The 10395-nt window shown below is 71.5% G+C and carries 11 protein-coding genes and 1 pseudogene; 9 read left to right on the forward strand and 3 right to left on the reverse strand.

The window, feature by feature from the left end:
• Positions 1-4 precede the first annotated feature (4 nt).
• Positions 5-469, reverse strand: a complete 465-nt coding sequence (locus ACWER9_RS17340; RefSeq protein WP_452302774.1) for a hypothetical protein — start codon at positions 467-469, stop codon at positions 5-7.
• A 102-nt stretch (positions 470-571) separates the two neighbouring features.
• Here ACWER9_RS17340 and ACWER9_RS17345 point away from each other — a divergent pair, with 102 nt between their 5' ends.
• Complete coding sequence (locus ACWER9_RS17345) at positions 572-1405, forward strand: copper resistance protein CopC (RefSeq protein ID WP_452302775.1); 834 nt, start codon at positions 572-574, stop codon at positions 1403-1405.
• 248 nt (positions 1406-1653) lie between these two features.
• Entirely contained in the window at positions 1654-4059 is a 2406-nt protein-coding gene (locus ACWER9_RS17350) for a ricin-type beta-trefoil lectin domain protein (RefSeq protein WP_452302776.1), read from the forward strand.
• 58 nt (positions 4060-4117) lie between these two features.
• Here the strand turns inward: ACWER9_RS17350 and ACWER9_RS17355 are convergent, their stop codons facing one another.
• Positions 4118-4567, reverse strand: coding sequence for a DUF2267 domain-containing protein (locus ACWER9_RS17355; protein ID WP_452302777.1), 450 nt, complete (start codon positions 4565-4567; stop codon positions 4118-4120).
• A 118-nt stretch (positions 4568-4685) separates the two neighbouring features.
• Between ACWER9_RS17355 and ACWER9_RS17360 the strand changes: the two genes are divergently transcribed.
• The 4 genes and pseudogenes from ACWER9_RS17360 to ACWER9_RS17375 all read left to right on the forward strand — a co-directional run bounded on the left by ACWER9_RS17360 (position 4686) and on the right by ACWER9_RS17375 (position 7007).
• Entirely contained in the window at positions 4686-5018 is a 333-nt protein-coding gene (locus ACWER9_RS17360) for a nuclear transport factor 2 family protein (protein ID WP_452302778.1), read from the forward strand.
• A 34-nt stretch (positions 5019-5052) separates the two neighbouring features.
• Positions 5053-5885, forward strand: a pseudogene (locus tag ACWER9_RS17365) (SDR family NAD(P)-dependent oxidoreductase).
• A gap of 221 nt (positions 5886-6106) precedes the next feature.
• Positions 6107-6526 carry an ATP-binding protein gene (locus ACWER9_RS17370; RefSeq protein WP_452302779.1) on the forward strand — a complete coding sequence of 140 codons (420 nt, stop codon included), beginning with the start codon at positions 6107-6109 and terminating at the stop codon, positions 6524-6526.
• Between the two features lie 103 nt (positions 6527-6629).
• Positions 6630-7007, forward strand: a complete 378-nt coding sequence (locus ACWER9_RS17375; RefSeq protein WP_452302780.1) for a nuclear transport factor 2 family protein — start codon at positions 6630-6632, stop codon at positions 7005-7007.
• 14 nt (positions 7008-7021) lie between these two features.
• On the opposite strand, the gene ACWER9_RS17380 is transcribed toward ACWER9_RS17375, so the two are convergent.
• Positions 7022-7492 carry a molybdenum cofactor biosysynthesis protein gene (locus ACWER9_RS17380; protein WP_452302781.1) on the reverse strand — a complete coding sequence of 157 codons (471 nt, stop codon included), beginning with the start codon at positions 7490-7492 and terminating at the stop codon, positions 7022-7024.
• 104 nt (positions 7493-7596) lie between these two features.
• On the opposite strand from ACWER9_RS17380, the gene trpB reads away from it, so the two are divergent.
• Genes trpB through ACWER9_RS17395 form a run of 3 tightly spaced genes read left to right on the forward strand, consistent with a single transcriptional unit; the run spans position 7597 to position 10285 of the window.
• Positions 7597-8778, forward strand: coding sequence for a tryptophan synthase subunit beta (gene trpB, locus ACWER9_RS17385; RefSeq protein ID WP_452302782.1), 1182 nt, complete (start codon positions 7597-7599; stop codon positions 8776-8778).
• Positions 8775-9497: a tryptophan synthase subunit alpha gene (gene trpA / locus ACWER9_RS17390; protein ID WP_452302783.1), complete on the forward strand. Its 723-nt coding sequence runs from the start codon at positions 8775-8777 to the stop codon at positions 9495-9497. The genes trpB and trpA overlap by 4 nt, the downstream gene beginning before the upstream one ends.
• A gap of 56 nt (positions 9498-9553) precedes the next feature.
• On the forward strand, positions 9554-10285 hold the full coding sequence (locus tag ACWER9_RS17395; RefSeq protein ID WP_452302784.1) for a GntR family transcriptional regulator: 732 nt from the start codon (positions 9554-9556) through the stop codon (positions 10283-10285).
• Positions 10286-10395: the final 110 nt, after the last annotated feature.

The raw sequence follows: 10395 nt of genomic DNA on the forward strand, positions 1-10395 counted from the left end.
TCGTTCAGCGGACGACGAGCTGGAACAGCACCAGCTCGGAGTCGTGCGTCTCCACCTCGAACAGTCCGGTCTGGTCGGCCCGGAACTCCACCGAGCCGGGCGTGCCGGCCGGCAACCGGGCGCCCAGGTCGTAGCCGTGCACGTGCAGTTCGTCGGCCACGTCGGAGGTGACGGTGATCCGGACCAGCTTGCCCTTACCGACGGTGACCCGTCCGGTCGGCGGATCGACCCGCTTCTTCGCGATCGTCACGGTGATCTGGTGGTCCACCGCCACGGTACTGGCGGACGCGCTGGGTGCGGCGGTGGCCGTCGGGGCCGGAGCGGTCGACGGGGCGACGGACGTCACCGTCGTCGAGGGGGCGGCCACCGAGGGGTCGTCGTCCTGCCCGCAACCGGCCAGGAGCAGGACGACGAGGGTGGCGGCGGCGAGGGTGGCCGAGGTACGGGCGGCGGAGGTACGGGGGAACACGGGCGGACTCCGAACGACGCGGGGGGACGGGTGTCGGGGTGATCGTCGGGGAGGAGAACTCTACGTCTTGTTCGGTGCCGGCGACATGACCATGATGAACGAATGCGATCGAAGCTGGTCACTGTGGGTAAGGTCTCGGGTCGTGCCGTGCTGGCGCTGGTGGTGGTCCTGGTGGTGTCGTTGCTGCTGCCGGTCGCCCCGGCGTCCGCGCACGGCCAGTTGGCGACGTCCACGCCGCTGAAGGGCACCGTCGTCCGCGAGCCGCTGGGCCAGTTGGCGTTGTACTTCACCGAGAAGCCGGCCTCCAACGCGCACTTCACCATCAGCGGGCCGGACGGTTCGCGGGTGGACAACGGCTGGTCCTACGGTGAGCCGAAGCGACTGGACAAGCCGGTCACCGAGTACTTCATGGTCAACGGTGTGTTCGAGCCGCGGCTCTACCACACCGGCTTCCCGGCCATGGTCACCGTCGCGCACTGGCCGGCGAAGGGCCGCTACACCGCAAGCTACCTCTCGGTCGCCTCCGACGGTGAGGCGGTCCGGGGCGAGGTGACCTTCGACTACCAGGGTCCGGGCACGGCGGCCCCGGCCGGCTGGTCGGCGCCCACGGCGGGCCCGGACCCGGCGCTCGTCGCGCAGGCCGAGGGCGAGGGGTCGGCCAACCCTGGGGCCACCGGCAGCGCGGTCGCCCCCACCGGCGCTCCGGCGGGCGACCCGGCCGGTGCCGCGCAGGAGCAGCGCGGCGGCGGCTTCCCAGCCTGGCTGGTCCCGGCCCTGATCGTCGTCGTGGTCTCCGCGATCGTGTTGGTGGCGGCCCGTCGGCGACCGGCCGGCACCGCGAGCCGCCGGCCGGCCGGTAGGGGTGCGACCCCGGCCCGCAAGGCCGCCGGCCCGGCTCGGAAGACCGGCGGCCCGACGGGGCGTGGACGGCGGTAGGCGCCCCCGCTATCCGGGCATTCTTCGCGCACCGTCTCGAACTTTCGTACGGACATTGGAAACTTTTGATGTATCGAGGCGAAGCCATGGACAGTCCAATCGAAACGCCTTAATGTCTCGACCCATCAACCCGGTGTTTCCGCAATGTCACTCGTCGGCGTCGAGGACGTTACGGAGCCGGGCCGACGGTCACCCTCACCGCTGATCCGCGCCGACCGTCGGACACTCCACTGCCTCCTGGAGGAACGATGGGCACACGCCTGCTACGCCGGATCCACCATCCCGTCCTGGGTGCGCTGGCACTCGTCCTCGCCGCCGGCCTCTGGGCCGTCCCCGCCACCGCCGCTCCCGCACAGGAGCCGGGCGTCACGCTGCGCGTCTTCGACGTGCAGGTGCCGCTCTCCGAGCTGTGCACCCTCAAGCCCGCCCAGACCCCCAACGTGGACAAGCTGATGTCCACAATCAACTGGACCTCGGCGGCCGACTTCGGCTTCGAGGACAACTTCGTCTCGCAGGTGCTCGGCAACATCACCACCACCCAGGCCGGCAGCTACACCTTCCGGCTCAGCAGTGACGACGGGTCCAAGCTGACCATCGACAACGCCGTGGTGATCAACCACGACGGTCTGCACGGCGCGACCCCGCCCAAGGAGGGCACGGTCACCCTCACCGCCGGTCTGCACTCGCTGCGCATCGACCACTTCGAGCGCGGCGGCGGGCAGCAGATCACCCTGGAGTGGAAGACGCCCGGCTCGTCGACCTTCGCGGTCGTACCGAACTCGGCGTTGAGCACCGACGCCGGTGTGGTCCGGGTGACCGCACCCGGGCGCAAGGAGTGCGAGGGGGTCTCCGACTCCCCCGGCGACGGCCTGCCGCTGACCGGCGTGCACCCCGGCTACACCCTGACCAACCTGCGGCCCAGCGGCTTCCAGCCGAAGGTCACCGGCATGGACTGGCTTGCCGACGGCCGACTGGTCGTCAGCACCTGGGGTGGCAGCGACCAGTCCGGCACCTCCCAGGACGGTGAGGTCTGGATCCTCGGCAACACCGGCGGGTCGACGAGTCCGGGCAACGTGACCACCAAGAAGATCGCCGGCGGCCTGAAGGAACCGATGGGGCTCAAGGTCGTCGACGGAGTGGTCTACGTGACCGAGAAGCAGCGGTTGACCCGACTGGTCAACACCGGTGGCGACGAGGTGGCCGAGCGGCTGGAGACCGTCGCCACCTGGCCGTACGGCGGCAACTTCCACGAGTTCGCGTTCGGCCTGCTCTACGCCGACGGGTTCTTCTACCTGAACCTGTCGGTGTCGATCAACTCCGGCGGCGCCACCACGAACCCGCAGCCCGCCACCAACCGGGGCACCACCCTCAAGGTCAACAAGGACACCGGCGCGGTCAGCTACGTCGCCGGCGGGCTGCGGACGCCGCACGGCATCGGCTGGGGCCCGGAGGGCGGCATCTTCGTCACCGACAACCAGGGCGGCTGGCTGCCCTCGTCGAAGCTGGTGCACGTCAAGCAGGGCCGGTTCTTCAACCACTACATGAACCCGGCCGGTCCGTTCGACACGGCCGCGGTCACCCCACCGGTGCTCTGGATGCCGCAGAACGAGATCGCCAACTCGCCGAGCACGCCGATGTACCTGACCAGCGGCCGTTACGCCGGCCAGTTCGTCATCGGCGACGTGACGTACGGCGGTCTGCAACGGGCGAACGTGGAGAAGGTCAACGGCGAGTACCAGGGCGCCCTGTTCCGGCTCACCCAGGGATTGGAGGCGGGCGTCTCCGAGGTCAACGTCGGCCCGGACGGCGCGATCTACGTCGGCGGGCTCGGCGCCGGCGGCAACTGGGGCCAGAGCGGCAAGCTGTCGTACGGCCTGCAGAAGCTCACCCCGAACACCGCCACCACGTTCGAGATGCTCGCGATGCGCGCCACCACGACCGGCTTCGAGGTGGAGTACACCCAGCCCGTCTCGGCGGCGACCGCCGCCGAGCTGGCCGCGCGCTACAAGATCAAGCAATGGCGGTACGTGGCCACCTCGGCCTACGGCGGGCCGAAGGTCGACGAGGAGACGTTGACGGTCACCTCGGCCACCCTGTCCGCGGACGGGAAGAAGGTCAGCCTCGTGGTGGCTGGCCGCAAGGCCGGTCGGGTCGTGCACCTGCGCTCGCCGCGCCCGTTCACCTCCACCAGCGGCCAGTCACTGTGGAGCACCGAGGCGTGGTACACGCTGAACTCGATCCCGGGCAGCCCGCCACCGCCCACCGGCGGCACCATCACCGGCGTCGGCGGCAAGTGCCTGGACGTCGACAACTCGGGCACCGCCGACGGCACGAAGATCCAGCTCTGGACCTGCAACAACACCGCCGCGCAGTCGTGGACGCGGGTCGGCGACACGTACCGGGTGCTCGGCAAGTGCCTGGACGTGGACAACGCCGGCACCGCGAACGGCACGAAGATCCAGCTCTGGACCTGCAACGGCACCGGCGCGCAGGTCTGGCAACCGCAGAGCGACGGGTCGATCCGCAACCCGCAGTCCGGCAAGATCATGGAGGCCGCCGGCGGCAGCAGCGCCGACCGCACCCAGATCCAGCTCGGCACGTACTCGGGCGGCGCACACCAGAAGTGGGTGGTCAGTAGCGGGGTAACCGGCTGACCTCGGACGACGGGGCGTGGTCTGACCGGCGGGTCAGGCCACGCCCCACCCGTCTCGGTCAGGGGCCGTGCGGCAGCGGCTGCGCCAGTGCCCGCAGGTTCGCCGGGAGCTGGGCCAGGGCGTCCTCGAACTCCCGGTGCCCGACCACCCGGTGCATCGTCTGGAGCACCGCGCGGGCGCCTCGCTCGGCGGTCGGACGGTCGACCCCGGCGCGGTCGGCCACCCTGCTCAGGAACTCGTCGTAGCCGAACGTCTCCGCCGGTTCGGCGGCCTTGACCAGCAGCGGGCTCAGCTCGTCGGCCAGGTGGGGGGCCAACGCGGCCGCCTCCCCGCCGCTGAGCCGCTCGGTGAGGGTTCGCAGGACCGCCTCGGTGAGCGGGCGCGCCTGCTCCGGCGGGAGACCCGCCCGTGCCGCAACCTTGTCGACGAACGCCAGCTCGGCCATGCCCCCGCCCTTCGCCTTCGGAAAGGCGTGGCTACCCGGGCCCACCAGCAGCAAACCCGGCATCGGAAGCGGGATGCGTTCTGCTTGTTGCTCCGCGCGACGCGGTCCACCTCTCGTACGGTGGGGTCGGACCGGGAACCCGACGGCTGCCCGACGGCGGCCCGTGCCGCAGGAGGAGCAGATGGGCCTCGACCTGCCCGAGGTGATCGACAGGTACTTCCGGGCCGTCAACGACCGGGACCTGGACGCCTTCGTCGCCTGCTTCGCGGACACCGCGAGCGTCGCCGACGAGGACCGGCTGTACGACGGGCGGGCCTCGATCCGCGCCTGGCGACAGAAGGCGATGGACGCCTACTCGTACACCGCCGAGCCGATCCGGGTCGACGCGCAGGCGGGCGACTCGTACCTGGCTCTCACCCGGCTGTCCGGCGACTTCCCCGGCAGCCCGGTCGAGTTGCGGTACCGATTCACGCTGCGAGACGGGCTGATCGGCGCTCTGGACATCCGTCCCTGACGGCGACCTGGTCCACCGACACGAAAGGAACACCGTGCCGCGAGTCTGGCTCATCACCGGCTGTTCACGTGGTCTCGGCCGCGCCCTCGCCGAGGCAGTCCTGGCCGACGGCGACCAGCTGGTGGCCACCGCCCGCAACCCGGCGCAGCTCGCGAACCTGGTCGACCGGCACGGTGACCAACTGCGCGCGGTGGCCGTCGACGTCAACGACCCCTCCGCCGCCCGTGCCGCCGTCCGCACCGCCGTCGACACGTTCGGCCGACTGGACATCCTGGTCAACAACGCCGGGTACGCCGACGTCGCCGCGATCGAGGACATGTCGGACGACGACTTCCGCGCGCAGATCGAGGCCAACTTCTTCGGGGTGGTCAACCTGTCCCGGGCCGCCCTGCCGGTCATGAGCAGGGGCGCGGGCACATCGTGCAGATCTCCAGCGTCGGCAGCCGGGTCGCGAGCACGGGTCTGGGCGCGTACCAGGCCGCCAAGTGGGCGGTCAGCGGTTTCTCCGGGGTGCTCGCCCGGGAGGTCGAGGCGTTCGGGATCCGGATCACCACTGTCGAGCCGGGCGGGCTGCGCACCGACTGGGCCGGCTCGTCGATGAGCGCCCTGTCGATAAGTGAACCGTACCGGCCGGTCATCGAGCCGGCCGTGCAGCGGCTGCGCCAGGCCAACGGCACCCAGCCGGGCGACCCGGCCCGCGCCGCACGGGCGATCATCCGGATCACCCAGGTCGACGACCCGCCGCTGCGGTTGCTGCTCGGCGCCGACGCCGTGGCGGCCGCCGGAGCGGCCGCCGAGGCCCTCGCCGCCTCCGACGCGCGGTGGCGGGAGTTGAGCGAGTCGATCGCCTTCGACGCGGCGCCCTGACGCGACTGACCTACCGGACCGGCGAGGCCGGTCAGGCCCGCCCGAAGGTGATCAACCGCCGAACGGACGAGACGGCCGAGGGGTCGGTGGGTGACATGATGTGGCGACAACAGCTACGAGAAGGGTTCCCACTGCCCTATGCCGCACTTCGAGGCTCGCCCGCCCACGACACCCGCGCGGATCGCGTGGCCGCTGGCCGGGCAGCCGCACCGGGTGGGCTGATGCCGGGCGAGCGACGGGAGGCCGTGGCCGAGCAGAGCGTCCCCACCCACGCCACGGACACCATGGCGTATCAGGTCGCGACCGACGTCCGAGCGCTGCGCGCGTTCGTCAATGCCGGCGCGTTGGCCCGCGGCCTGTCGCCTGAGCGGGTGGAGCTGTTGACGCTCGCGGTCAGCGAGCTGGCCAGCAACACGTTGCAGCACACCACCGGCGGCGGCTGGGTCCGGCTCTGGGTCGAGCCGGGCCAGCTGTTCTGCGACGTGGTCGACCACGGGCCGACGCGGGCGCTCGGCCGGAGCATGCCGGCCGCCGACTCGGTACGGGGTCGCGGGCTGGCGATCGTGGAGCAGATCTGTGACGAGGTCGCCGTGCTCGACAGCTCGGGCGAGACCGTCGTACGGATTCGTCTGAGTCTGTGAGCGTCGGCGGCGATCCCCGCTTGCCTGGGCCGCGTGGGCTGCCACAATTCGGACGGCCCGGTTCGATCGACACCGGGCAGGACCCGACCGGGAGGGCGGCACGATGCCGGACAGCGCACGCGAGGCCGAACTGCTCGACGCCGAGCGCACCCTGCAGGCCGCCCAACGGGCCGGCGACGTCGCCGCCCTCGACCAGCTGCTTGTCGACCAGCTGATCGCCGTCGGCCCGGACGGGCGTACGTACACCAAGCAGGACGACCTGGCCGCCTACCGAGACCGCCGCTCGGTCGTCGAGGAGCTGGTGGAGGAGGAACTGGACCTGCTCGTCGTCGGCAAAACCGGGGTGACGTTCTTCCTGGGCCGGGTGTCCGGCGTCTTCGAGGGTGCGCCGGCCACGGCCCGGCTGCGCTACACCCGGACGTGGGTCCACGACGACCCGCACGGTTGGCGGGTCCTGGCCGCGCACGTCAGCCCGGTCTGACCCAGCTGACGTCCTCAGGTCACGGTGGCGTCGAGCGGACCAATGCGCAGGGTGCCGTCGGTGAGGGGCGTGCAGCGGATGCCACCCGTGGTGCGCAGCGCCTTCCACGCCCCCGGGCCGACGGTGACGTCCATCCAGGCGCACGGCCGGGCCGCCCGGTTGACCCGCAGGCTGACCGGGCCGTCGCCGGAGTCCAGTACCAGGACTCTGCCGATCAACTCGTCCACGGCGATCCCGGTGGTGAGGACGTTTCGCCGCACCTCGGCCAGGCCGATGCCGACCGGCAGCGACTCCTGCGCGATGACCGTGACGCTGGCGTCGCGGTGTGCCTGCTGACCGAAGTACCTGTCGCCGACGATGCCGAGGCCGGCCCGGATCCGGACGGCGTCGACGAGCTCACCGGGTGGGGCCGGTGCGGGGCCGTCGGCGGGCCGACCCAGGAAGCGGTGCACGGGCGAGGCCAGCAGCTCGACGATCTCCGGCATGGCAGGAATTCTACGAAGCGAACCGGGTCCCCCGAGGGCTGTCGACGGACGACACGGCGCATCACCTGTTGCCAAGACGGCCGCCGCTGTTCTATAACAGTTGCATGAGTTCTATAACAGTGCGTTCAGGAGTCGTTTCCGGGCGGTACGGCAGCTACGGCGGGCGATACGTGCCGGAGTCCCTCGTCCCCGCCTGCGAGGCCGTCGCCGAGGCCTTCTCCGAGGCGTGGGCCGACCCCGGGTTCCGCGGCAGCTTCGCCGCACTGCTGTCGGCGCACGTGGGTCGGCCGACCCCACTGACGCCGGCCCTGCGACTGTCTGCCGAACTCGGCGTGACGGTGCTGCTCAAGCGGGAGGACCTGACGCACACCGGATCGCACAAGATCAACAACGTCCTCGGGCAGGCGTTGCTGGCCCGGCGGATGGGGCGTACCCGTCTGATCGCCGAGACCGGGGCGGGGATGCACGGCGTCGCGACGGCGACGGCAGGCGCCCTGCTGGGTCTGCCGGTCACGGTGTTCATGGGCGAACGCGACGTGCAACGCCAGGCGCACAACGTCTTCCGCATGCGGCTGCTGGGCGCCGAGGTCGTTCCGGTGACCAGCGGCAGCCGAACACTCAAGGACGCCACGAGCGAGGCCATGCGCCACTGGGTGACAGACGTCGACGAGGCGCACTACTGCGTGGGCTCGGTCATCGGTCCGCACCCCTATCCGATGATGGTCCGTGAGTTCCAGCGCGTCATCGGTGACGAGGCCCGGCGGCAGTGCGCGGCCGACCTACCCACGGCCGTCCCCGACTACGTGGTCGCCTGCGTCGGCGGCGGCAGCAACGCGGCGGGCACGTTCGCCGGGTTCGTCGAGACGTCGGCGCAGCTCGTCGGGGTGGAGGCCGAGGGCGGCTCCGGCGCGGCGAACGGGGAGATCGGGGTCCTGCACGGCTTCCAGTCGCTGTTCCTCCAGGACGAGCACGGTCAGATCAAGGAGGCGCACTCGATCGCGGCCGGGCTGGACTACCCCGGCGTCGGACCCGAGCACGCGTACCTGCGCGATCTGGGGCGCGCCCGGTACGTCACCGTCTCCGACGGGGAGGCGGTCGCCGCCGCGATCCGGCTGGCGCGGGCCGAGGGCGTGCTGCCCGCCATCGAGTCCGCCCACGCGGTCGCCTGGGTCGTCCGTGCCGCCGGTACGCCGGAGCTGCCCAGCGGTTCGACGGTGCTCGTCACCCTGTCCGGGCGCGGCGACAAGGACGTGACCACCCTGGTCGCGGAGGCGGACCTCGGATGAAGCTGCTGATGCCCTACGTCACCGGCGGGATCGTGCCGGGCTGGACGGCGTACCTGAACGCCTTCGAGGACGCCGGAGCCGACATGGTCGAGGTCGGGCTCCCGTTCTCCGACCCCACGGTGGACGGCCGCACCATCCAGGAGGCCTCGGACGCGGCGCTCGCCCGGGGCACGACGCCCGCCTCGGTCCTGGACGACCTCGCCGCGGCGCGGGTCGGCATCCCCCTCGTCGCCAGCACGTACGCCAACATCGCGCTGCGGCCGGGGTTCGGCGACGCGTTGACGGCGGCCGGGGTGACCGGCCTGATCGTGCCCGACCTGCCCCTCGACGAGCTGGCCAATCTGAACGTGCCGGGTGTCCAGGTGAGCCTGCTCGCCTCCCCCGCCACGCCGGACGACCGACTCGCCGAGATCGGCCGGCGCAGCCAGACCTTCGTGTACGCCGTCTCGGTCATGGGCACGACCGGCGAACGCGATCGGCTCGCGCCGTCAGCCGTCACGCTCGCCGCCCGGCTCAAGCAGGTCACCGACCTGCCCGTGCTGCTGGGCTTCGGCATCTCCAGCCCCGAACAGGCGGCCGAGGCGGCGGCGGTCGCCGACGGGGTCATCGTCGGGGCGGCCGTCATGCGGCGCATCCTCGACGGGGCGAGCCCCACCGAGGTCGGTGCCTTCGTGGCGTCGCTGCGGGCCGCGCTGTCCCTGGTGGCCCCCGTGCGATGATCGGCGGTGGCCGTCGATGACGGGGGCGGACAGTCGACGTGTCGGGAGGCAGACCAGTGACACGTTATCGGGCCATCGCCGCCGACCTTGCCGCCAAGATCCGCGACGGCCACTACGCGCCGGGCGAGGCACTGCCCGCGCAACGCGAGCTGAGCACGGCGTACGGCGTCACGCTTATGACACTCCGCCAGGCACTGCGCGAGCTGAGCGCCGAGGGGATGATCGTCCAACAGCCCGGCAAGGGCACCTTCGTCGCACCGTCGCATGCCGCGTACCAGCTGGGGTCCTTGCGGAGCTTCGGCGACGACCTGCGCGAGCAGGGCCACGAGGTCCGCACGACCGTGGTCTCCCGCGCGCAGCGCCGCGTGCCCTCGCGCGTCGCGGCCCGGCTGCGGGTCGCCGAGGCCGAGACGGGCCTCCGCCTCGAGCGGGTCCGCGCGTTCGCCGGCCGCCGCGCCATCCACCAGGTTTCCTGGGTACGCGAGCCGCACGCGAACCGCCTGCACGACGTGGACTTCACCGGCACCTCGTTGTACGCGGCCCTGGCCGACCTCGGGGTGGTGGTGGCCCGGGCGGCGGAGACGATCCGGCCGGACGTGTTGAGCGCGGACGTGGCCCGGCACCTGGACGAGGCCGAGGGTGCGCCGGTGCTGGTCAGCGACCGGATCACGTACGCGCCCGACGGGAGGGCCCTGGTGACGGACCGGGCGACGATGTTGGGCAGCATGCTGCAGATCACCGCCGACCGGGCCGCCACCGGGCTGTCCCTCCACTACGGCGCGGTCTAGACGCCTGGGCCTCCACCCTGCCCTCGGCTGTGGAGGCGGATGCAGCACTGAGCGGTATACCTCAGAGTCATAGTTATGACTCTGAGGTAATGTACGTCAGGGACCAGTCC

The organism is Micromonospora sp. NPDC003944, assembly GCF_053605225.1.